This window comes from Pseudomonas sp. B21-035 (assembly GCF_024748945.1).
Taxonomy (GTDB): Bacteria; Pseudomonadota; Gammaproteobacteria; order Pseudomonadales; family Pseudomonadaceae; genus Aquipseudomonas.
This window is the reverse complement of record NZ_CP087179.1, coordinates 5,625,620-5,647,927: the sequence shown is the minus strand read 5'-3', so window position 1 is coordinate 5,647,927 and position 22,308 is coordinate 5,625,620. Positions and strand designations below refer to the sequence as shown.

Sequence of the window (22,308 nt, the reverse complement as noted above, 5' to 3'; positions counted from 1 at the left end):
CGAGAAGGCTGTCATCCCTTTGGCAATATCGCCAAATCCTCTTAAAAGAAGAGCCAAAATTCTGATCCGCTATATAGCGGCGCGGCATTATAAACGCATTTGCTGGCTAAATAATGGCGTTGTGCTTTAGGAATTTGCCGTCGTGCCAGCATTCAGCTATCGGCCGACGAACGGTCGTTCTTTAATCGGGAGGTGTCGCAGGGTATTTGTCACAAAATTTTTCAAGGATTCATCTGGCAAGCCTTGAGCGAACGGCAGTGGAAGTGAACAATGCTTTACCTCGTATTTCCATTTGAGAGTCGCTCATGATTCCCCGTTCCCGCTTACTCGCCTGGCTGCTCTGGCCGGTGCTGGCGCTGAGCAGTGCCACGCTGCTGGCCGACAGCCCCGATGGCGCTTCCAAGGCCCTGCACCTGCTCGATTACATCGGTGCCGATTACCCGGCCACCGTCGAGGCGGGCAAGGTAATCGACGACGGCGAATACCGCGAACAGCTCGAATTCCTCGATGTGTTGCAGGGATTGATCGGCGCCTTGCCGGCACGCGCTGAGCGCCAGGCCCTGGAGCAGGGCGTGGTCAACTTGCGTACGGCGGTCAGCCAGCGCCAGGACGGCGCGGTGGTCGCCCGCCAGGCCCGTCAGCTTGGCGCGCAACTGGCGGTGGCCTATGAGGTCAGCCAGGCGCCGATCATTACCCCGGACCCGAGTCGCGGCGCGCCGCTGTATGCCCAGCATTGCTCGGTGTGTCATGGCGACACTGGCGCCGGCGACGGCCCCGCCGGCCTCGGCCTGACCCCGCCGCCGGCCAACCTGCGCAGCCTCGAACGGCTGGATCGCCTGAGCCTGTTCGACCTGTACAACACCCTCGGCCTGGGCATCGAAGGCACCGACATGCCGTCGTTCGCCGACCAGCTCGACGAGCGCCAACGCTGGGACCTGGCGACCTATGTCGCCAGCTTCACTGCCGACCCGGCCAAGGCCAAAGGCGATAAAACCTACAACCTGGCCGACCTGGCCCGCCAGACCCCGGCCGAAATTGAAGCCAGCGAAGGGCCAGAGGCGCTCGCCCGGTTCCGCGCCCAGCGTGCGCAACCGCCGCAGGTCCAGCGCGGCCCGGCGCAACTGCTGGACTACACCGCCAGCACCCTGGACAAGAGCCTGGCGGCCTATCAGGCCGGTGATCACGAGCAAGCCTACGACCTGTCGGTAGCGGCCTACCTGGAAGGTTTCGAGCTGGTCGAAAGCTCGCTCGACAACGTCGATGCCAACGTACGTAAAGACACCGAGAAATCCCTGATGGCCTACCGTCAGTCGCTGCAGGACGGCTTGCCGCTTGAGCAGGTGCAGCAACGCCTGGATGCCGCCAAGGCCAAGCTCAAGGACGCCGCCGGCCTGCTCGGCGGCGATGGCCTGAGCTGGTCGCTGAGTTACATTTCCGGCTTGCTGATCCTGCTGCGCGAAGGTCTGGAAGCGATTCTGGTACTGGCGGCGATCCTCGCCTTCCTGCGCAATACCGGCCAGCAATCGGCGGTGCGCAGTGTCAACGTCGGCTGGGGCCTGGCCTTGCTGGCCGGGCTGGGTACCTGGGCGCTGGCGGCCTATGTAATCGACGTTAGCGGCGCCCAGCGTGAACTGCTCGAAGGCTGCACGGCGCTGTTTGCCAGCGTCATGGTGCTGTGGCTGGGTGTGTGGATGCACGATCGCCGGCACGCGGCGGCCTGGCAGGATTACATCAAGAGCAGCCTGGTCAGTGGTGGCGGGCGCTTTGGTTTTGCCGTGCTGGCGTTTTTCTCGGTGTACCGTGAGCTGTTCGAGGTGATCCTGTTCTACGAAACCCTCTGGCTGCAGGCCGGCCCTGCCGGGCACAACGCGGTACTGGCCGGTGGTGCCACGGCACTGGTGCTGCTGGTGGGCCTGGCCTGGGTGATCCTGCGCGGCTCGGCCAAACTGCCGCTGGCGTTGTTCTTCAGCATCAACGCGGCGCTGCTGTGCGCCTTGTCGGTGGTGTTTGCCGGGCACGGGGTCAAGGCGCTGCAAGAGGCCGGGGTGTTCGGTACCCGGCCGGTGGCGTTCTTCGATTTCGACTGGCTGGGCATTCACGCCGACGCCTATTCACTGGCCGCGCAGCTGGTGGCCTTGTTGGCCATTGCCATCCTTTACGGGCGCAGCCGCCTGGCCGAGAAGCGCCGCCAGCCAGCGGGCTGATTTGAAGGCAAACGGGCGAGCAGGGATACTGTTTGCCCGTTTTGTTGGAAATCTGTGCCATGCGTGTGTGGATCGATGCCGACGCCTGCCCCAAGGCGGCCAAGGATCAACTGGTCAAGTTCGCCCTCAAGCGTCAGCTGGAAGTGGTGCTGGTGGCCGGCCAGAGCCAGATCAAGCCGGCTTTTGCCTGCGTCAAGCTGATCGTCGTGCCCAGCGGGCCGGATGCCGCCGACGATTACCTGGTCGAGCACGCGGTGCCCGGCGAACTGGTGATCTGCAGCGACGTGCCGCTGGCCGATCGCCTGGTCAAGAAAGGCGTTGCCTGCCTCGACCCGCGCGGCAAGGAGTTCGACGAGCGCAATATGGGTGAGCGGCTGGCGGTGCGCAACCTGTTCACCGACCTGCGCGAGCAGGGGCAGGTCGGCGGCGGCCAGGCGCCGTATGGCGATCGCGAGAAGCAGGCGTTTGCCAACGCCCTGGACCGCATTCTTACGCGGCTGAGTAGGAGCGGGCTTGCCCCGCGATGAGGTCCGTGATCTCAGCGCATCATGTGGTGCCTGGACGACGACCGCTTCGCGCGCGATCGCGGGGCAAGCCCGCTCCTACAGGGGTGTTCAGTCATTCTCGTGGGTCAGTTCCAGCACCCGGTCGACCAGTTTGTAGATGCCGCCGGCGGCTTCGCTGATGCTTTTCGCCAGCATGTAGGCCGGGGTGCTGACCAGCTTGCGCTGGGTGTCTTCGACGATGTCATGGACATCGCATTCCTCATGGGTGCCGCCCATCTTGACGATGGCCGCGCTGGTGCCGGCATCGCTGCCAATGGTGCAGACCACGCCGGGGCCGTAGATTTTCGCCGCAAGGGCCGGCGAGATGCAGATCAGGCCGACCGGCTTGCCGGCTTCGGCAAAGGCTTCAGCCAGGGCCAGGACGTCCGGGTGCACGCTGCAGCCTTCGCCTTCAACGGCAAAGTTCGAAAGGTTTTTCGCCGCGCCAAAGCCGCCCGGCACGATCAGCGCGTCGAAGTCCTTGGCGTCGGCTTCGCGCAGGTCCTTGACCTCGCCGCGAGCGATGCGCGCCGATTCCACCAGCACGTTGCGGGTCTCGGGCATTTCTTCGCCGGTCAGGTGGTCGATCACGTGCATCTGCGCAATGTTCGGCGCAAAGCACTGCACCTGCGCACCGCGCTGGTCCAGGCGCAGCAGGGTGATCACGCTTTCGTGAATTTCGGCGCCGTCATACACGCCACAGCCGGAAAGAATCACAGCAACTTTTTTCTGGGTCATGCTCACTACTCCCGATTCGAGGCGCTAAATGTCCTCTAGTTTGGCAGATGTCGCCATAGGGTTTATGCCATTCCCGGCCTAATCTTGCTGGATAGGCTGGAGATGAAAAGACCCATGGACCTGATCCTTTTGGCGGTACCGTTTTTCATTGTTCTGATCGTTGCCGAGTTGCTCGCCGATCGATTGCGCGGCATGCGGACCTATCGCCTGGCAGATGCCATCAACAGCCTCAGCACCGGCGTGCTGTCGACCACTACCGGCCTGCTGACCAAGGGCGTCGGCCTGGTGACCTATGCGCTGGCCTGGGAGCACCTGGCACTGTTCAAACTGCCGGGCGAAGCCTTGTGGGTGTGGGTACTGGCGTTCGTCGTCTATGACTTTTGCTATTACTGGCTGCACCGTATGGGCCACGAGCGCAACATCCTCTGGGCCGCCCATTCGGTGCATCACCAGAGCGAGGACTACAACCTGTCGACGGCCCTGCGCCAGACCAGCAGCGGCTTCTTGCTGTCGTGGATCTTCTACCTGCCGCTGGCCGTGTTGGGGGTGCCGCCGCTGGTGTTCATCACCGTCGCGGCGCTGAACCTGCTGTACCAGTTCTGGGTGCACACCCGGCACATCCCCAAGCTGGGCTGGCTGGAATGGCTGTTCATTACCCCGTCCAATCATCGCGTCCACCATGCGCAGAACCCTCTGTACTTGGATCGCAACTACGGCGGAGTGTTCATTGTCTGGGATCGTCTGTTCGGCACGTTCCAGGAGGAGGACGACAATCAGCCGGTGATTTTCGGCGTGACCACGCCGCTGGCCAGTTGGAACCCGCTGTGGGCCAACCTGCAGTTCTATGCCCAGCTGTGGAGCGATGCGCGGCATGCCGAGCACTGGTGGGACAAGCTGCGAATCTGGTTCATGCCTACCGGCTGGCGCCCGGATGACGTGGTCAGGAGGTTTGCGCAAGCCAAGCAGGACCTGAGCCGCTTCCAGAAATTCGAGGTGCCGCTGGCCTGGCCGCAACAGTTGTATGTGGCGCTGCAGTTCGCGGTGTACGTGGGCTTGGGCAGTTACTTGATGGAGCACGCCGAGCAGTTGTCGGTGGCTGCCCTGGTGCTGGGCTGCGGCTTGATGGCATTTGGCTTGTTCGTGCTTGGCACGGCCCTGGAGAACCGCCCCTGGGCTTTGCGGCTGGAGCTACTGCGCCTGGGGCTGAATGTCCCGGCCATGGTCCTGGCCGGGATGACGGGCTCAGGGCCGGTCACTGCCCTGGCTTGGGTCCTGCTGCTTGGCTACAGCCTGCTCAGCCTTTTCGGCCTCTACGGCAGCCGCTTCCTTGCGCGCAATGCGCGCGGCCTTGAAGCGCCGGCGCAGCCACAGGCAGCCACCGAGCACCAGCAGGCCGCCGAGCACCCATAGCTCGTATTTCTTCACGTTGCCCAGCAGGCCTTCGAGAATGGCGCCGAAGTGATAGGCGGCGGCGCCCAGGGCCAGGGCCCAGATGGCCGCACCAATGCCGTTGAGCAGCAGGTAGCGGCGCGGCGGGTAGCCGGACAAACCGATGGCCACCGGCATCACCGTGCGCAAACCGTAGACGAAGCGAAAACTCAGGACCCAGATGTCCGGATGGCGGCGAATGTGCTCCAGCGCACGGTCGCCCATCATCTGCCAGCGCGGCTTGCGTGCCAGCAACTTGCGCCCGTGACGGCGCCCCATGAAGTACCACAGCTGGTCGCCGGCATAGCTGCCGAAGAAGGCCACCACGACCACCAGGTTGATATCCATGTATCCGCGGAACGCAAGGAAGCCTGCGAGAACCAGGATGGTCTCACCTTCGAAAAACGTGCCGAGAAAAAGGGCAAAGTAGCCGAAATCCTGCAGGAATTGTTGGAGCATTTTCTGGGTGCTGGCGAAATGAACGCGCAGCCTAACCCTTCGTGGCCTTTGGGGAAAGTGTCCAAATGTGTCTCGACGTGAACATTTCCTACAAGGACAATGACTGCGTCCTCAAGTCGCAGGGTTGCCCTTGCCTGTCATACAGGCGTCATAATGGCCGCTTATAACTGTCGCGCTCGCCCGCCTGCGCGGGCTCAGGAGTCTGCCGTGAGCTTTACCCCCGCTAACCGTTTGTTTCCTGCCACCCGTCTGCGTCGCAACCGTCGTGACGACTTCAGCCGTCGTCTGGTTCGCGAAAATGTTCTGACTGTCGATGACCTGATCCTCCCGGTGTTTGTCCTCGATGGCGAAAACCGCCGCGAAGAAGTCGCTTCGATGCCGGGCGTCGAGCGTCTGTCCATCGACCTGTTGCTGGAAGCTGCGCAAGAGTGGGTAAACCTCGGGATTCCAGCCCTGGCGCTGTTCCCGGTCACCCCGGTAGAGAAAAAATCCCTCGACGGCGCTGAAGCCTGGAACCCCGACGGCATCGCCCAGCGCGCCACCCGCGCCCTGCGTGAGCGCTTCCCGGAACTTGGGGTGATCACCGACGTTGCCCTGGACCCATTCACCACCCACGGCCAGGACGGTATCCTCGACGAAGAAGGCTACGTTCAGAACGACATCACCGTCGACGCCCTGGTGCGCCAGGCGCTGTCCCACGCCGATGCCGGTGCCCAGGTGGTCGCGCCATCGGACATGATGGACGGGCGCATCCAGGCCATCCGTGAAGCGCTGGAGCTGGCCGGTCACGTCAACGTCCGCATCATGGCCTACTCGGCCAAGTATGCCAGTGCCTACTACGGTCCGTTCCGCGATGCGGTCGGCTCGGCGCTGAACCTGGGCAAGGCCAACAAGGCCTCCTACCAGATGGACCCGGCCAACAGTAACGAGGCCCTGCACGAAGTGGCCGCCGACCTGTCGGAAGGCGCCGATATGGTCATGGTCAAACCGGGCATGCCGTACCTGGATATCCTTCACCGGGTCAAAGACGAATTCAAAGTGCCGACCTTCGTTTACCAGGTCAGCGGCGAGTACGCCATGCACATGGCGGCGATTCAGAACGGCTGGCTCAGTGAAGGGGTTATCCTTGAATCCCTCACCGCTTTCAAACGGGCGGGCGCCGATGGCATCCTCACCTATTTCGCTGTTCGCGCTGCTCAATTGATGAGAGGGCAGTAACGCCCTTCAGGAACGCTAGATGAATAACGAAGTACTTACCGACGTTGCAGTCAAAGACGCCCAGCCCGTGCCCGAGCAACTGGTCGAGACCCCGCCGGAGCCGCCTGCGGTTGCCGAGCCGGTGGTCGAGGCGCCGGCGCCGGCGCCAGTGGCTGCGCCTGCCATCGTCATTCCCGGTCTGGACGACAGCAGCCTGTACATTCACCGCGAATTGTCCCAGCTGCAGTTCAACATCCGCGTGCTTGAGCAGGCGCTGGATGAGTCCTATCCGCTGCTGGAGCGACTGAAGTTCTTGCTGATCTTCTCCAGCAACCTGGATGAGTTCTTCGAAATTCGTGTGGCGGGCCTGAAGAAGCAGATCACCTTTGCCCGTGAACAGGCCGGCGCCGACGGCTTGCAGCCGCACCAGGCGCTGGCGCGGATCAGCGAGCTGGTGCACGGCGAGGTCGATCGCCAGTACGCGATCCTCAACGACGTGCTGCTGCCGGAGCTGGAAAAGCACCAGATCCGCTTCATTCGCCGCCGCCACTGGAACACCAAGCTCAAGACCTGGGTGCGGCGCTTCTTCCGCGACGAAATCGCGCCGATCATCACCCCGATCGGCCTCGATCCGACTCACCCGTTCCCGTTGTTGGTGAACAAGAGCCTGAACTTCATCGTCGAGCTTGAAGGCATCGACGCCTTCGGCCGCGATTCGGGCCTGGCGATCATCCCGGCGCCGCGTTTGCTGCCGCGGGTGATCAAGGTGCCGGAAGAGGTCGGTGGGCCTGGCGACAACTATGTGTTCCTGTCGTCGATGATCCACGCTCACGCCGATGACCTGTTCCAGGGCATGAAGGTCAAGGGCTGCTACCAGTTCCGCCTGACCCGCAACGCCGACCTGGCGCTGGACTCCGAAGATGTCGAAGACCTGGCCCGGGCCCTGCGCGGCGAGCTGTTCTCGCGTCGTTACGGCGATGCGGTGCGCCTGGAAGTGGCCGACACTTGCCCCAAACACCTCTCCGACTACCTGCTCAAACAGTTCAGCCTGAGCGAGAGCGAGCTGTACCAGGTCAACGGCCCGGTCAACCTGACCCGGCTGTTCAGCATCACCAGCCTGGACAGCCATCCGGAGCTGCAATACACGCCGTTTACCCCGGCAATCCCCAAGCTGTTGCAGAACAGCGAGAACATTTTCAGCGTGGTCAGCAAGCAGGACATCCTGCTGATGCACCCCTTCGAGTCGTTCACCCCGGTAGTCGACCTGCTGCGCCAAGCCGCCAAGGATCCGCATGTACTGGCTGTGCGCCAGACCCTGTACCGCAGCGGTGCCAACTCGGAGATCGTCGACGCGCTGGTCGACGCCGCGCGTAACGGCAAGGAAGTCACTGCGGTGATCGAGCTGCGTGCGCGTTTCGACGAAGAGTCCAACCTGCAGATGGCCAGCCGCCTGCAGGCCGCCGGTGCGGTGGTGATCTACGGTGTGGTGGGCTTCAAGACCCACGCCAAGATGATGCTGATCCTGCGCCGCGAAGCCGGCGAGATCGTCCGCTATGCGCACCTGGGTACCGGTAACTACCACGCCGGCAACGCCCGCCTGTACACCGACTACAGCCTGCTGACCTCCGACGACGCCCTGTGCGAAGACGTCGGCAAGCTGTTCAGCCAGCTGATCGGCATGGGCAAGACCCTGCGCATGAAGAAGCTGCTGCACGCGCCGTTCACCCTGAAAAAGGGCATGCTCGACATGATCGCGCGCGAAACCCAGTTCGCCCTCGACGGCAAGCCTGCGCACATCATCGCCAAGTTCAACTCGCTGACCGATCCGAAGATCATCCGCGCGCTGTACAAGGCCAGCCAGTCAGGGGTGCGTATCGACCTGGTGGTGCGCGGCATGTGCTGCCTGCGTCCGGGCATTGCCGGGGTGTCGCACAACATTCAGGTGCGCTCGATCATCGGCCGCTTCCTCGAGCACACGCGGGTGTTCTACTTCCTCAATGGCGGCGAAGAGCAGATGTTCCTCTCCAGCGCCGACTGGATGGAGCGCAACCTCGACAAGCGCGTCGAGACCTGCTTCCCGGTCGAGGGCAAGAAACTGATCCTGCGGGTGAAAAAGGAACTCGAAGGGTATCTGACCGACAACACCCACGCCTGGATCCTGCAACCGGATGGCCGTTACGTACGCAGCACGCCAACCGGCAACCAGAACCCGCGCAGTGCCCAGGCCGCTCTGCTCGAGCGCCTGAGCAACCCGGTGCTTATCGTACGCTGAGGACGAAGCCGACCCGGGCCAGCCATTCTGCCTCCAGGCCGAAGTCGGCCTGGGTCAGCTGGTTTTCTTCCAGCCAGCCGGCCGGGAACTCGACGTCCAGGCTGTCGCCCTTGGCGTGCAGGGTGACTGTGGGCATCTGCTGGGTGCCGCGGATGTGATGGAACAGGATCGCGAAGCGCAACAGTACGCACAGGCGAATCAGCTTGGCGGCGTCCTCGCCGAATTCGGCGAATTTATCCTTGGGAATGTTGCGGCGATGGCCGCGCACCAATAGCGCCAGCATCAGCTGGTCTTCCCGGGAAAAGCCGGCCAGGTCGGAGTGCTCGATCAGGTAGGCGCCGTGCTTGTGGTAATGGTAGTGGGCGATGTCCAGGCCCACTTCATGCACCTTGGCTGCCCAGCCCAGCAGTTCACGCCAGATGCCGTCTTCCAGGTCCCAGGCTTTGGCCACCTGGTCGAAGGCGTGCAGCGCCTTGCGCTCGACCCGTGCCGCCTGGCCCTGGTCAACGTGATAACGCTCCATCAGCGAGGTCAGGGTACGCTCGCGCACGTCTTCGTGGTGGTGGCGGCCGAGCAGGTCGTAGAGCACGCCTTCACGCAGGGCGCCGTCGCAGTGGTCCATGCGCTGCAGCTCAAGGGCGTCGAAAATCGCTTCGAGAATCGCCAGGCCCGCCGGGAAGATCGCCCGGCGGTCGGGTTTGACCCCGTCAAAATCGATCTTGTCGGTTTCCCCCAGCTTGAACAGCTTGCGCTTGAGCCAGGCCAGGCCTTCGGCATTGACCTCGCCGCTGCCCATGCCGCCGGATTTGAGCGCCAGGCCGATGGCGCGGATGGTCCCTGAGGAGCCGATGGCTTCGTCCCAGGTCAGGCGATGCAGGGCGTTCTCGATGCTCATCAGCTCCAGGCGTGCGGCGGTGTAGGCCTGGGCATAGCGCGCCGGGGTGATCTTGCCGTCGCGGAAATAACGCTGGGTATAGCTGACGCAGCCCATCTGCAGGCTTTCGCGCAGCAGCGGTTCAAAGCGCTGGCCAATGATGAATTCGGTACTGCCGCCGCCGATATCAGCGACCAGGCGCTTGCCTGGCGTGTCGGCCAGCGTGTGGGACACGCCGAGGTAGATCAGGCGCGCTTCTTCACGACCGGAGATGACTTCCACCGGGTGGCCGAGAATGGCTTCGGCGCGGCGGATGAATTCGCCGCGGTTGCGGGCTTCGCGCAGGGCGTTGGTGCCAACGATGCGCACGGCGCCATCGGGCATGCCGTTGATCAGTTGGGCAAACCGCTTGAGGCAGTCCAGGCCGCGTTGCATGGACTCTTCGCTGAGCTGGCGCTCTTCATTGATGCCGGCGGCCAGCTGAACTTTTTCGCCGAGCCGCTCAAGGATGCGGATCTCGCTATGGTGGGCCTTGGCGACCACCATGTGGAAACTGTTGGAGCCCAGGTCTATGGCAGCGATCAAGGACAGATTCTTGGCTGTGGTTTGCGGCATGGTCATGGGTTCTCGGTCGATAACCCGGCAATCCTGCCACGATCCGGCGCTGGCGCCAACGCGCAGCGTATCAAGGCTTGATATGGGGCAGGTTGTGCGGGAATTATGACTTTCCCGTGACAGCAGCGATATGCGCGGTCATGCACAACTATAGTTACACTCAATCGTTCCTGGCTTCCTGTAGGCAGCCGGTGCAGCTATGATGGGCCACGTTTTTTTGCTTACGACCTTGGAGACTTCCATGAGCAGCGATCTTATCAAACACGTCACCGACGCCACCTTCGAAGCCGAAGTCCTGAAGGCTGAAGGCCCGGTGCTGGTCGACTACTGGGCTGAATGGTGCGGCCCTTGCAAAATGATCGCTCCGGTTCTGGACGACATCGCCGCTACCTACCAGGGCAAACTGACCGTCGCCAAGCTGAACATCGACGACAACCAGGAAACCCCGGCCAAGCACGGCGTGCGTGGCATCCCGACGCTGATGCTGTTCAAGAACGGCAACGTCGAGGCCACCAAGGTCGGCGCGCTGTCGAAATCTCAGCTGGCAGCCTTCCTGGACGCCAATATCTGAGTGAAATTAGCCCCGCATTCGTCGGGGCTTTTCTTTATCTGGTGACTAGACGCCAGAAAAAGCAGGTGTTACATTCGGCCTCGCACTGTTTCTTCGGTGCCCTCTGCACGCCGTCGCCGACGCATCCCTAATTCGAATCAGTACGCGATCCTGTCGCCTTCTTTGCGGCGCGGCTTCATTAAGCCAGAAGCTTAATTCCCCCTTCTTACATGATTACGTCACTCCCCTTATGAACCTGACTGAACTCAAGCAAAAGCCGATTACCGATCTGCTCGAAATGGCCGAACAGATGGGCATAGAAAATATGGCCCGTTCGCGCAAGCAAGATGTGATTTTCTCCCTGTTGAAAAAGCATGCGAAAAGCGGCGAGGAAATCTCCGGTGACGGCGTGCTGGAGATTCTCCAGGACGGCTTCGGCTTCCTGCGCTCGGCCGATGCCTCGTACCTGGCCGGTCCGGACGACATCTACGTGTCGCCAAGCCAGATCCGTCGCTTCAACTTGCGTACCGGCGACACCATCGTCGGCAAGATCCGCCCGCCAAAAGAAGGCGAGCGTTACTTCGCCCTGCTGAAAGTCGACACCATCAACTTCGACCGGCCGGAAAACGCGAAGAACAAGATCCTGTTCGAAAACCTGACGCCGCTGTTCCCTAACGAGCGCCTGAAGATGGAAGCCGGCAACGGCTCCACCGAAGACCTCACCGGCCGGGTTATCGACCTTTGCGCCCCGATCGGCAAAGGCCAGCGCGGCCTGATCGTCGCTCCGCCAAAAGCGGGCAAGACCATCATGCTGCAGAACATCGCGGCCAACATCACCCGTAACAACCCCGAGTGCCACCTGATCGTCCTGCTGATCGACGAGCGCCCGGAAGAAGTAACCGAAATGCAGCGCACCGTGCGCGGCGAAGTGGTTGCCTCGACCTTCGACGAGCCGCCAACCCGCCACGTGCAGGTTGCCGAAATGGTTATCGAGAAGGCCAAGCGCCTGGTTGAACACAAGAAAGACGTGGTCATCCTGCTCGACTCCATCACCCGTCTGGCCCGTGCCTACAACACCGTGATCCCGAGCTCCGGCAAGGTCCTCACCGGTGGTGTCGATGCCCACGCCCTGGAGAAGCCGAAGCGTTTCTTCGGCGCCGCGCGTAACATCGAAGAGGGCGGCTCGCTGACCATCATCGCCACCGCGCTGGTTGAAACCGGCTCGAAGATGGACGAAGTGATCTACGAAGAGTTCAAGGGTACCGGCAACATGGAACTGCCCTGGACCGCAAGATCGCCGAGAAGCGCGTCTTCCCGGCCATCAACATCAACCGTTCGGGTACCCGTCGCGAAGAGCTGCTGACCGCCGACGACGAGCTGCAGCGCATGTGGATCCTGCGCAAGCTGCTGCACCCGATGGATGAAGTGGCTGCCATCGAGTTCCTGATCGACAAACTCAAGCAGACCAAGACCAACGACGAGTTCTTCTTGTCGATGAAGCGCAAGTAAACTGTTGCGCTGGGCAAGAGCCGGGGCGACCCGGCTTTTTGCTATCTGTACTTTGGCTATTCTGAGCAGCCGAGTTCGGCGCTACACTCTGCAGCCCGACCGCTACGGCAGCCAATACGAGGCTTTTGCATGCAGTATCGCGATTTGCGCGACTTTATCCGTGGCCTGGAACAGCGCGGCGAACTCAAGCGCATCCAGGTGCCGATCTCTCCAGTCCTGGAAATGACCGAAGTCTGCGACCGCACCCTGCGCGCCAAAGGCCCGGCCCTGCTGTTCGAAAAACCTACCGGCTTCGACATCCCGGTGCTGGGCAACCTGTTTGGCACCCCGGAGCGGGTGGCCATGGGCATGGGCGCCGAGTCGGTCAGCGAGCTGCGTGAAATCGGCAAGCTGCTGGCCTTTCTCAAAGAGCCCGAGCCGCCGAAAGGCCTCAAGGACGCCTGGTCGAAGCTGCCGATCTTCAAGAAGGTCGTGTCCATGGCGCCGAAGGTGGTCAAGGACGCGGCATGCCACGAAGTGGTCATCGAAGGTGATGATGTCGACCTCGGCCTGCTGCCGGTGCAGCACTGCTGGCCGGGCGACGTTGCGCCGCTGATCACCTGGGGCCTGACAGTGACCCGCGGGCCGAACAAGGACCGCCAGAACCTCGGCATCTACCGTCAACAGGTGATTGGCCGCAACAAGGTCATCATGCGCTGGTTGAGCCATCGCGGCGGCGCCCTGGACTATCGCGAATGGTGCGAGAAGCACCCGGGTCAGCCGTTCCCGGTGGCGGTGGCCCTGGGCGCCGACCCGGCGACCATCCTTGGTGCCGTGACGCCGGTGCCCGATACCCTCTCCGAGTACGCCTTCGCCGGCCTGTTGCGCGGCAACCGTACCGAGCTGGTCAAGTGCCGTGGCAACGACCTGCAGGTGCCGGCCACCGCTGAAATCATCCTCGAAGGCGTGATCCATCCGGGTGAAATGGCCCCGGAAGGCCCGTACGGCGACCACACCGGCTACTACAACGAAGTCGACAGCTTCCCGGTGTTCACTGTCGAGCGCATCACACACCGCAGCAAGCCGATCTATCACAGCACCTACACCGGCCGTCCGCCGGATGAGCCGGCGATTCTGGGTGTGGCGCTGAACGAAGTATTCGTGCCGATCCTGCAAAAGCAGTTCCCGGAAATCACCGACTTCTACCTGCCGCCGGAAGGCTGCTCGTATCGCATGGCGGTGGTGACCATGAAAAAGCAGTACCCAGGACACGCCAAGCGCGTGATGCTGGGTGTCTGGTCGTTTTTGCGACAGTTCATGTACACCAAGTTCGTTATCGTCACGGACGACGATATCAACGCGCGTGACTGGAACGACGTGATCTGGGCGATTACCACGCGCATGGACCCCAAGCGCGACACGGTAATGATCGACAACACCCCGATTGACTACCTGGACTTCGCTTCGCCGGTGTCCGGTTTGGGGTCGAAGATGGGCCTGGATGCGACGCACAAGTGGCCGGGAGAAACCACCCGCGAGTGGGGACGGGTCATCGTCAAGGACGAAGCCGTCACCCGGCGGATCGATGAGCTGTGGAACCAGTTGGGAATAGACTAAATGCAGGTAACCTTGCAGCCGTCCGGGGCCGTGTTGGCGCTCAAGCCCGGAGAAAGGATTCTGGATGCGGCGCGACGCCTGGGCTACGACTGCCCGCAAAGCTGTCGCAATGGCAACTGCCATGTCTGCGCCGCGCTGCTGGTCGAGGGCCGGGTGCGTCAGGATGGCGTCGAGCGTGATCACGGCGAGCTGTTCACCTGCATCGCCGAGCCACTGGAGGATTGCGTCTTGTTGTGGGATGGCGTGCTGGCCCTGGGCGAGCTGCCGGTACGGACCCTGGCCTGTCAGCTCAGCGAGTGTGTCGAAGTCGGCGGCGACGTCTGGCGCGTGCGCCTGCGGGCGCCTGCCGGCAAGCCACCGCGCTACCATGCTGGCCAGTACCTGATGATCGAGCGAGACAGCGGCGACAAGGCTGCCTTCTCGCTGGCCTCGGCGCCGCACAGTGGCCGCGACCTCGAGCTGCATGTACTGGCCCGCGAGAACAGTGCCCTGGAGCTGATCGCTCAGTTGCGGCGCAACGGCATGGCGCGGCTGCAGATGCCCTTTGGTGACACCCACCTGGCCGAATTGCCGGACGGCCCGCTGGTGCTGATCGCGGCCGGCACCGGCATGGCGCAGATGCACAGCCTGATCGAACATTGCCGGGCCAGCGGCTTCAAGCACCCGGTGCACCTGTACTGGGGCGTGCGCCTGCCGGACGACTTCTACCAGATCGAGCACTGGGCCGAGTGGGAGAGTCTGCCCAACCTGTTCCTGCACAAGGTGGTCAGCGACCTGTGCGGCTGGGAAGGGCGCTGCGGCCTGTTGCACGAGGCGGTATGCGAAGACATCAGTGACCTGGCCGGCGTGCATGTGTACGCCAGCGGTTCGCCAAACATGATCTACGCCACCCTCGACGCACTGGTCGACGCCGGCATGGATGCGCATCAAATGCGCGCCGATGTATTCGCTTATGCCCCGCGCAATTGATTGACGGAATAAGGCACGCTGCAACAGCGTGCCGGTTTAAATAACTGCCGGTGCCGCCAGCGGTATAAGCCACTAATTATTGCCGGCAACGAAAATAACTTTCGCTACACTTGAAACAGTGCACCTGTTATCGCACCGGTGCGGCCTTTATCGCCGTCTCATGGCGTCTGGGGGCTTGTATTGCGGCGCTTATCTGCCGTACGGTAACTCTGTGCACAGTGCGTTGCTTTATAGTGCAATGCGTTGGTAATTCATGGGGAAGTGTGGCGGCAGCTATGTCGGCGATCGAAACGGTATCTTTGAATGTGGCCTATCCGCCGTTGCTTGATTTCGGCGAACAGTTAACTCGCGAGCAACTTGTGCATTCAGTTCAACACACCATGTCCCGGCACCAGGGTGGCCCGGTATGGTTGTTTGCCTACGGCTCATTGATCTGGCGCCCGGAGTGCAATGCCGCCGAACGGCGACGGGCACGGGTGCACGGCTATCATCGCGGGCTGTATTTGTGGTCCCACGAGCACCGCGGCACGCCGGAATGCCCCGGGCTGGTATTCGGTCTTGATCGTGGTGGTTCATGCAGCGGTTTTGCCTACCGCCTGCCGGACGACTGCCTGGAAGATTCGTTGCTGGCCTTGTGGCAACGAGAAATGCCTTACCCTGCGTACCGCCCGCACTGGCTCAATTGCCGGCTTGAGGACGGCAGCAAGGTCCAGGCCCTGGGGTTTGTGCTGGAGCGGCATTTGCCATGCTATGCCGGCAACCTGCCGGACACCTTGCTCAGCCAGATATTTGCCAATGCCAAGGGCCGTTACGGCAGCACTCGCGATTATGTCGAGCAGACCCTCAATGCCTTGCGCAGCCATGCCATGCCCGATCGCAACCTGGAGGCGCGCTTTCGGCGCTGCCATTCCAGGTAGGAGCGGGCTCAGCTGTTCAGGCCATGGTCACCACCAGCTTGCCCACCGCCTTGCGCTGGCCCAGCAACTCGATGGCTGCACCTGCTTCAGCCAGCGGGAAGGTCTGCGATACCAGCGGCTTGAGCTTGCCTTCGGCGAACCAGGCAAACAGCTGCTGGAAGTTCGCCGCATTGTCGGCCGGTTGGCGCTGGGCAAAGGCGCCCCAGAACACCCCGAGCACCGCTGCACCTTTGAGTAGCGCCAGGTTCACTGGCAGCTCGGGGATGCGCCCGCTGGCAAAACCGACCACCAGCAGCCGGCCATTCCAGGCAATGCCGCGCACCGCCTGGTCAAACAGATCGCCGCCAACCGGGTCGTAGATCACATCGGCGCCGTTGCCGCCGGTCAGGCGCTTGATTTCGTCCTTGAGGCTGGTTTCGCTGTAGTTGATCAGCTCGTCGGCGCCTGCCGCCTTGGCTACGGCAAGTTTCTCGGCGCTGCTGGCGGCGGCAATCACCCGCGCGCCCATGGCCTTGCCGATTTCCACCGCCGCCAGGCCAACCCCGCCCGAGGCGCCCAGCACCAGCAGGGTTTCCCCGGCCTTGAGCTGGCCGCGCTGGCTGAGCGCATGCATCGAGGTGCCGTAGGTCATGCCGAAGGCCGCCGCCGTGGTGAAGTCCATCTGCGCCGGGATCGGCAATACGTTGTAGGCCGGCACCGCCACTTGTTCGGCAAAGCTGCCCCAGCCGGTCAGGGCCATGACCCGGTCGCCGATCTTCAGGTTGCCGGCTTTTTCACCCACGGCGCTGACCACGCCGGCGGCTTCGCCCCCAGGGGAGAACGGCAGCGGCGGCTGGAACTGGTACTTGCCTTCGATGATCAGGGTGTCGGGAAAGTTGACCCCGGCGGCCTGCACGTCGAGGAGGATCTCGTTCTTTTTCGGCACGGGGCTGGCGACTTCTTCCAGGACCAGGTTTTGCGCCGGGCCAAGGGCTTTGCACAACACTGCTTTCATCGGGACTATTCCTTTGCGCGTAGTGGCCGATAAGTGTAGGTGGGCGAGGTGCCGGGTCAACGAGCATGGCCCGCCCTGATAGGCCGGCATAAGCCCGGGCTTGGGTTTGACCGGTGCGCTGGGTATGCTGGCGCCAACTGTATGAGGAGCGAATTCGTGAAAGCGTGGATCTTGATGGTACTGGCGCTGATGCTGCCGATGGCGGCCATGGCCGAGGAAGCCAAGGAAGGGGAACCGAAGGTCTCCTACATTTCCCTGAGCCCGCCTTTTGTGGGCAACTACGCCCTTGATGGCGGGCCGAAGCTGCGCGTGTACAAGGCCGACGTGGCCCTGCGGGTCAACAGCGATGCCGCCGCCGCAGCGGTAAAGCATCATGAGCCGCTGATCCGCAACCAGCTGGTGGCGCTGTTCACCCAGCAGAACCTGGAGGCCATGAGTAACGTCGAGGCCAAGGAAAAACTGCGTCAGGAAGCTCTGAAGCAGGTCCAGCAGGTGCTCGAATCCGAAGAAGGCAAGCCGACCGTCGACGACCTGCTGTTCAACAACCTGATCGTCCAGTAATCACGAGGTCAGGCTGCGGCGAAAACGCGCCAGGGCAATGGCGAAGAAGGCCAGGCCAATGGCGGCGAGCGCCGCGATGTCTGGCCAGACCACTGCCAGCCCGGCGTCACGGAACAGGATCGCCGCGCTGAGGCTGACGAAGTGGGTCGAGGGCGAGCCCTGCATGACCCACTGCAGCCATTGCGGCATGCTGTCCAGCGGCGTGCTGCCGCCTGACAGCAACAGCATCGGGATGATCACCGGAATCGCCAGCAGGCCGAATTGCGGGGTCGAGCGCGCCAGGGTGGCGAGGAAGATCCCCAATGCGGTGCTGGCGAACAGGTACAGCGCCGTCACCGCCAGGAACAACCCCAACGATCCCGCCAGCGGTACCCCCAGCGCGCCCTTGACGATCACCTCAAGCGATACCCAGGTGCACAGCACCACCACCAGGGCGTTGCTGGCGATCTTCGCCAGCATGATTTCCAGCGCGGTCAGCGGCAGCACCAGCAGGTGGTCGAGGGTGCCGTGCTCGCGCTCGCGCAGCAGTGCCGTGCCGGTGAGGATGATGGCCAGGATGGTGATGTTGTTGACGATCTGGATCACCGCCAGAAACCAGCCGCCCTCAAGGTTGGGGTTGAACAACGCCCGGGCACTGAGCAGCGCCGGGCTGCCGGCGGTAGCCGAGCCCTGCTTGGCATAGTCGAGCAGATCGCGCTCGACGATCCTGCCGATGTAACCGGCGCCCATGAACGCCTGGCTCATGGCCGTGGCGTCGACGTTGACTTGCAGCTCGGGCGAGCGCCCGGCCAGCAGGTCGGTCTGGAAGTTCACCGGTACGTTGATCACGAAGGTGTAGCGGCCGCTGTCCAGGGCCTGGTCGAGCTGGTCGTAGGGCAACGGCACGGCGTGCTGGAATTCCGGTGGTTGCAGGGCCTCGGCGAGCTTGCGCGAGACCAGGCTGTGGTCTTCGTCGATGATCGCCACGCTGGCGTTGTGCACGCCGATCACCGAGCCTGCGGCCGGCATGTAGATCGCCACGCTGAAGGCGTACAGCAGGAACAACAGCAGCACGCTGTCGTGGCGCAGGCTGGTCAGCTCCTTGAGCCCCAGGCGCAGGGTATGTGCCAGACGATGCATCAGACCTCCTGCTTCTTCAGCATGGCCAGACTCAGGCCAGTGAAACCGACAAAGAAGCCCAGCAGTGCCAGGCACTGGGGCCAGAGTTCGCGCAGGTCCAGGGCTTTGGTAAAGGTGCCGACGGCGATATCGAGAAAGTAACCGGCCGGGAACAACTGGCCCATCAAGGCCGCCGCGCCATCGAGCGAGGAACGCGGCACGATCAGCCCGGAGAACTGAATGGTCGGCAGGCTGGTGATGATCATGGTGCCGAGGATCGCGGCGATCTGCGTGCGGGTGAACGCCGAGATCAGCAGGCCCAGGCTGGTGGTCGCCAGCAGGTAGAGCACGCCGCCGCAGGCCAGGGCCAGGGCGCTGCCCTTGAACGGCACGCCGAACAGCCAGCGGTTCATTGCTACCAGCAGCGCCAGGTTGACCAGGCTTACCGCCAGGTAGGGCGCCTGTTTGCCGAGCAGGAACTCCAGTCGGGTCAGGGGCGTGGCATAGAAGTTGGTGATCGAGCCCAGCTCTTTTTCGCGCACGATGCCCAGTGCGGTGAGCATTGCCGGAATGAACGCCAGGATCAGCGCCATGACCCCGGGGCCGATGGCGTTGACGCTGACCACGTCCTGGTTGTAGCGAAAGCGGGTTTCCAGGCGCACTGGAGTTTGCCCGGCCCGGGCCTTGCTGCTCAGCGCCGCCAGTTGTTCGAGGTTGCCCTGGTGCACGGCTTCGACATAGTTACGGCTGGTCTCGGCGCGAAATGGCATGCCGCCATCCAGCCAGGCTGCTACCACCGGCTGGCGACCGGCGTGCAGATCGCGACCAAAACCTGGTGGAATCTCCAGGGCCAGCTTGATTTCCGAGCGCTGCAGGCGTTTGTGTAACTGTGCGGCATCGCGAATCGGCGTCTGTTCGGCGAAGTAGCGCGAGCCGCGGAAGGCTTCAAGATAAGCGCGGCTTTGCGGGCTCTGGTCCTGGTCATAAACGGCGAAAGCGAGGTTTTCCACGTCCAGGGAGATGCCGTAGCCGAAGATCACCATCATGAACAGCGCGCCAAGCAGGGCGAACGCCAGGCGCACTTTGTCGCGCAGCAGTTCCTTGCCTTCGCGGGTGGCGACGGCGACCAGGCGCTTGAGGCTGAAGCCATGGCGCAGGGGTTGCGTTGCTGTATTGGCCGGGCTGTCGAACTGGGTTGGGGCCGTTGGCGCTTCGCTGGCGCCCTGGGCCTGTTCCAGGCAGGTGACGAAGGCGTCTTCCAGGGTTTCACCGCCGAACTGCTGCTGCAGCGCCGCCGGGGTGTCGCAGGCCAGGACCTTGCCGGCATGCATCAGGGAGATCCGGTCGCAGCGCAGGGCTTCATTCATGAAATGAGTAGAGAGGAAGATCGTCACCCCCTGATCGCGCGACAGCTCGATCAGCAGGCGCCAGAAGTCGTCGCGCGCTGCCGGGTCCACACCTGAGGTGGGCTCGTCGAGGATCAGCACTTCCGGACGGTGCAGTACCGCCACTGCCAGCGACAGGCGCTGGCGCAAACCCAGGGGCAGGGCGCCGGACTGCTGGTCGGCGATGGCGCCCAGATCGAAACGCTCGATCAGCTCAGCGATGCGCGGGCCGCTGTCGGCCTTGGGCAGGTCGAACAGCCGCGCATGCAGTTCAAGGTTCTGCCGCACGCTGAGTTCGCCATACAGCGAGAAGCTTTGGGACATGAAGCCAACGCGCTTACGCGTGGCCAGGTCCTTGGCGTTCACCGGGCGACCGAGCAGGGTGGCGCTGCCCTCGCTGGCCGGCATCAGCCCGGTGAGCACCTTCATGGTGGTGGTCTTGCCGCAGCCGTTGGAGCCGAGAAAACCGAAGATCTCGCCACGGCCGATGGCGAAACTGACCTTGTTCACGGCGGTGAAGTCACCAAAGCGCAAGGTCAGTTCATGGGCTTCGATAGCGATCTCGGCATCGCCGCTATCGCGCGGCGGGATCACCAGGGGCTGCTGGCTGCGCTGGCTGTCGCCCTGAAAGTGGGTAAAGGCGTCATCGAGCTTGTGGCTGGCGGTGGCTGCGGCCAGCTCTTCGCTCAAGCCTGCGGCAATCAGCCGGCCACGATCGAGCATCAGACAGTGTTCGAACTGTTCGGCCTCTTCCATGTAGGCCGTGGCGACCAGCAGGGTCAGTTGCGGGCGTTCCTGGCGCACCTGCTCGACCAGCTCCCAGAAGCGCCGGCGCGACAGCGGGTCGACGCCAGTGGTGGGTTCGTCGAGGATCAGCAGGTCCGGTTCGTGGATCAGCGCACAGCACAGGCCGAGCTTCTGCTTCATGCCGCCCGACAACTTGCCCGCCGGGCGTTCGGCAAAGCGCAGCAGGTCGGTGGCCAGCAGCAGGTTGTGCATGCGCTGCTCGCACTCCGTGGCGCCAAGGCCGAACAGGGTGGCGAAGAAGCGGATGTTCTCGCTGATCGACAGCTCGGGGTAAAGGTTGCCGCCCAACCCTTGGGGCATGAAGGCGATACGCGGGTAGAGGCTGTTGCGATGGCGGCGCTGGCGGATCGAGCCGCCAAGCACCTGCAGTTCGCCGCTTTGCAGCTTCTTCACCCCGGCGATCAGCCCGAGCAGGCTCGACTTGCCGGCGCCGTCCGGGCCGATCAGGCCGCAGCGGGTGCCGGCCGGCAGGCTGAAGGCAATGTCCTGCAGGGCGTTCAGCCCGCCGTAGCGGTGGTTGATGCCCTCGGCGTGCAGCGCCAGCGCGCTCATTGCAGGTTGGCCGGCCAGTCCACATCAGCGGTGCGCACATAGCCTGCGCCCGGCATGCCGGGTTTGGCCTGGGGCACGGCGCTTGGTTCGGTCAGGCGCAGCTTGACCCGGAACACCAGCTTCTGGCGCTCGTCACGGGTTTCCACCTGCTTGGGGGTGAACTGCGCCTTGGCCGCGACGAAGGCGATCTTCGCCGGCAAGGCCCGGTCGGGCAGGGCGTCGAGAACGATGCGCGCCTGGTCGCCGACGGTCAGGCGGCCGGTCGTGGAGGCGGGCAGGTAAAGGTTCATGTACTGGTCGCTGGGGTCGATCAGCATCAGCACGCGGCCGCCGGCACCGAGCACTTCACCTGGCTCGGCCAGGCGCAGCTGGATCACGCCGTTGATTGGCGCGCGCAGGCTGCTGTCGTCGATTTCGCTGGTCAGCTGTGCCACCTGGGCTTCAGCGGCGCCGATGGCGGCCTTGATTGCCGCCAGTTGCGCGCGGGCGGCGACCACGGCGGAGTTGCTGGTGTCGTAGCGGGCCTGCTGCTGGTCGAGCAGCTGCTGGCTGGCATATTTGCGCTGGAAGATCTCGCGGACGCGCTTGAGCTCCTGGCTGGCCAGCAGTTGTTCGCTCTGGCGCAATTGCACCGTGGCCTGGGCGGCGGAGTAGTTTTCCCGGGCCCGTAGCACTTCGGCTTCGGCCTGGTTGCGCTGGGCTTCGAGGGTGCGGGTGTCGATGCGGGCGAGCAACTGGCCCTGCTTGACGGTATCGCCTTCGTCGACCAGCACCTCGGCCAGGCGCCCGGGGATCTTGCTGGCGATCTGCACTTCGGTGGCTTCGAGCCTGCCGTTGCCCATGCTCAGGCCTTCGGGCAGGCGGTCATGCAGGGACTTCCAGTAGCCCAGGCCACCCGCGGCCAGGAGCAGGGCGATCAAGGCACCGGCGAAGAATTTCGGGGCGTGTTGGCTCATCGACATGGTTGGGCAATCCTTGCTGCATTAACGTCAAATTGTGACGCCGCACCGGTCCTGGTGCGTTGATGTTCGTCAAATG

General features: G+C 63.2%; 16 protein-coding genes and 2 pseudogenes. 11 read left to right on the top strand and 7 right to left on the bottom strand.

The window, feature by feature from the left end:
• Positions 1-305 precede the first annotated feature (305 nt).
• Positions 306-2,204, top strand: a complete 1,899-nt coding sequence (locus LOY22_RS25870; RefSeq protein ID WP_258595396.1) for a cytochrome c/FTR1 family iron permease — start codon at positions 306-308, stop codon at positions 2,202-2,204.
• A 59-nt stretch (positions 2,205-2,263) separates the two neighbouring features.
• Positions 2,264-2,731 carry a YaiI/YqxD family protein gene (locus LOY22_RS25865; RefSeq protein WP_093378193.1) on the top strand — a complete coding sequence of 156 codons (468 nt, stop codon included), beginning with the start codon at positions 2,264-2,266 and terminating at the stop codon, positions 2,729-2,731.
• 87 nt (positions 2,732-2,818) lie between these two features.
• Here the strand turns inward: LOY22_RS25865 and elbB are convergent, their stop codons facing one another.
• Complete coding sequence (gene elbB, locus LOY22_RS25860; protein WP_093378198.1) at positions 2,819-3,487, bottom strand: isoprenoid biosynthesis glyoxalase ElbB; 669 nt, start codon at positions 3,485-3,487, stop codon at positions 2,819-2,821.
• A 102-nt stretch (positions 3,488-3,589) separates the two neighbouring features.
• On the opposite strand from elbB, the pseudogene LOY22_RS25855 reads away from it, so the two are divergent.
• Positions 3,590-4,228: pseudogene (locus LOY22_RS25855) on the top strand (sterol desaturase family protein); the annotation flags it as partial.
• Between the two features lie 501 nt (positions 4,229-4,729).
• Here the strand turns inward: LOY22_RS25855 and LOY22_RS25850 are convergent.
• Entirely contained in the window at positions 4,730-5,374 is a 645-nt protein-coding gene (locus tag LOY22_RS25850; RefSeq protein WP_082075496.1) for a DedA family protein, read from the bottom strand.
• Positions 5,375-5,581: 207 nt separating this feature from the next.
• Between LOY22_RS25850 and hemB the strand changes: the two genes are divergently transcribed.
• Positions 5,582-6,592 (top strand): porphobilinogen synthase, encoded by a 1,011-nt coding sequence (hemB, locus tag LOY22_RS25845; RefSeq protein ID WP_045201037.1) that lies wholly within the window; start codon positions 5,582-5,584, stop codon positions 6,590-6,592.
• Positions 6,593-6,611: 19 nt separating this feature from the next.
• Entirely contained in the window at positions 6,612-8,843 is a 2,232-nt protein-coding gene (gene ppk1 / locus LOY22_RS25840; protein WP_093378207.1) for a polyphosphate kinase 1, read from the top strand.
• Here ppk1 and ppx read toward each other — a convergent pair.
• Positions 8,830-10,332 carry an exopolyphosphatase gene (gene ppx / locus LOY22_RS25835; RefSeq protein ID WP_045201201.1) on the bottom strand — a complete coding sequence of 501 codons (1,503 nt, stop codon included), beginning with the start codon at positions 10,330-10,332 and terminating at the stop codon, positions 8,830-8,832. The two genes, ppk1 and ppx, sit on opposite strands and share 14 nt — an antisense overlap.
• Before the next feature lie 241 nt (positions 10,333-10,573).
• Here ppx and trxA point away from each other — a divergent pair, with 241 nt between their 5' ends.
• The 5 genes and pseudogenes from trxA (at position 10,574) to LOY22_RS25810 (ending at position 15,873) form a co-directional block, all read left to right on the top strand.
• A complete protein-coding gene (gene trxA / locus LOY22_RS25830; protein WP_045201042.1) occupies positions 10,574-10,903 on the top strand; it encodes a thioredoxin TrxA in 330 nt (109 codons plus the stop codon).
• A gap of 229 nt (positions 10,904-11,132) precedes the next feature.
• Positions 11,133-12,391 (top strand): annotated as a pseudogene (gene rho, locus LOY22_RS25825) (transcription termination factor Rho).
• A 129-nt stretch (positions 12,392-12,520) separates the two neighbouring features.
• Entirely contained in the window at positions 12,521-13,987 is a 1,467-nt protein-coding gene (gene ubiD / locus LOY22_RS25820) for a 4-hydroxy-3-polyprenylbenzoate decarboxylase (protein ID WP_045201047.1), read from the top strand.
• Positions 13,988-14,956: a CDP-6-deoxy-delta-3,4-glucoseen reductase gene (locus LOY22_RS25815; RefSeq protein ID WP_045201050.1), complete on the top strand. Its 969-nt coding sequence runs from the start codon at positions 13,988-13,990 to the stop codon at positions 14,954-14,956.
• Positions 14,957-15,231: 275 nt separating this feature from the next.
• Positions 15,232-15,873 (top strand): gamma-glutamylcyclotransferase, encoded by a 642-nt coding sequence (locus LOY22_RS25810; RefSeq protein ID WP_045201052.1) that lies wholly within the window; start codon positions 15,232-15,234, stop codon positions 15,871-15,873.
• Between the two features lie 16 nt (positions 15,874-15,889).
• Here LOY22_RS25810 and LOY22_RS25805 read toward each other — a convergent pair whose 3' ends face one another.
• Positions 15,890-16,867, bottom strand: a complete 978-nt coding sequence (locus LOY22_RS25805) for an NADPH:quinone oxidoreductase family protein (RefSeq protein ID WP_258595384.1) — start codon at positions 16,865-16,867, stop codon at positions 15,890-15,892.
• 156 nt (positions 16,868-17,023) lie between these two features.
• Between LOY22_RS25805 and LOY22_RS25800 the strand changes: the two genes are divergently transcribed.
• Complete coding sequence (locus tag LOY22_RS25800) at positions 17,024-17,428, top strand: flagellar basal body-associated protein FliL (RefSeq protein ID WP_045201057.1); 405 nt, start codon at positions 17,024-17,026, stop codon at positions 17,426-17,428.
• Here LOY22_RS25800 and LOY22_RS25795 read toward each other — a convergent pair whose 3' ends face one another.
• From LOY22_RS25795 to LOY22_RS25785, 3 genes are read right to left on the bottom strand one after another with little or no spacing between them, the layout of a single operon-like run.
• Entirely contained in the window at positions 17,429-18,547 is a 1,119-nt protein-coding gene (locus tag LOY22_RS25795; protein ID WP_258595382.1) for an ABC transporter permease, read from the bottom strand. It abuts the gene before it with no gap.
• A complete protein-coding gene (rbbA, locus tag LOY22_RS25790; RefSeq protein WP_093378219.1) occupies positions 18,547-21,270 on the bottom strand; it encodes a ribosome-associated ATPase/putative transporter RbbA in 2,724 nt (907 codons plus the stop codon). Before rbbA ends, LOY22_RS25795 begins: the two co-directional genes overlap by 1 nt.
• Complete coding sequence (locus tag LOY22_RS25785; protein WP_195885934.1) at positions 21,267-22,226, bottom strand: HlyD family secretion protein; 960 nt, start codon at positions 22,224-22,226, stop codon at positions 21,267-21,269. The genes rbbA and LOY22_RS25785 overlap by 4 nt, the downstream gene beginning before the upstream one ends.
• Positions 22,227-22,308 lie beyond the last annotated feature (82 nt).

Bases quoted from the DNA above. Each gene is read 5' to 3' on its own strand.
- LOY22_RS25870 (WP_258595396.1), top strand. From the start codon at position 306: ATGATTCCCCGTTCCCGCTTACTCGCCTGGCTGCTCTGGCCGGTGCTG.
- LOY22_RS25865 (WP_093378193.1), top strand. From the start codon at position 2,264: ATGCGTGTGTGGATCGATGCCGACGCCTGCCCCAAGGCGGCCAAGGAT.
- elbB (WP_093378198.1), bottom strand. From the start codon at position 3,487: ATGACCCAGAAAAAAGTTGCTGTGATTCTTTCCGGCTGTGGCGTGTAT.
- LOY22_RS25850 (WP_082075496.1), bottom strand. From the start codon at position 5,374: ATGCTCCAACAATTCCTGCAGGATTTCGGCTACTTTGCCCTTTTTCTC.
- ppk1 (WP_093378207.1), top strand. From the start codon at position 6,612: ATGAATAACGAAGTACTTACCGACGTTGCAGTCAAAGACGCCCAGCCC.
- ppx (WP_045201201.1), bottom strand. From the start codon at position 10,332: ATGCCGCAAACCACAGCCAAGAATCTGTCCTTGATCGCTGCCATAGAC.
- trxA (WP_045201042.1), top strand. From the start codon at position 10,574: ATGAGCAGCGATCTTATCAAACACGTCACCGACGCCACCTTCGAAGCC.
- ubiD (WP_045201047.1), top strand. From the start codon at position 12,521: ATGCAGTATCGCGATTTGCGCGACTTTATCCGTGGCCTGGAACAGCGC.
- LOY22_RS25815 (WP_045201050.1), top strand. From the start codon at position 13,988: ATGCAGGTAACCTTGCAGCCGTCCGGGGCCGTGTTGGCGCTCAAGCCC.
- LOY22_RS25810 (WP_045201052.1), top strand. From the start codon at position 15,232: ATGTCGGCGATCGAAACGGTATCTTTGAATGTGGCCTATCCGCCGTTG.
- LOY22_RS25805 (WP_258595384.1), bottom strand. From the start codon at position 16,867: ATGAAAGCAGTGTTGTGCAAAGCCCTTGGCCCGGCGCAAAACCTGGTC.
- LOY22_RS25795 (WP_258595382.1), bottom strand. From the start codon at position 18,547: ATGCATCGTCTGGCACATACCCTGCGCCTGGGGCTCAAGGAGCTGACC.
- rbbA (WP_093378219.1), bottom strand. From the start codon at position 21,270: ATGAGCGCGCTGGCGCTGCACGCCGAGGGCATCAACCACCGCTACGGC.
- LOY22_RS25785 (WP_195885934.1), bottom strand. From the start codon at position 22,226: ATGAGCCAACACGCCCCGAAATTCTTCGCCGGTGCCTTGATCGCCCTG.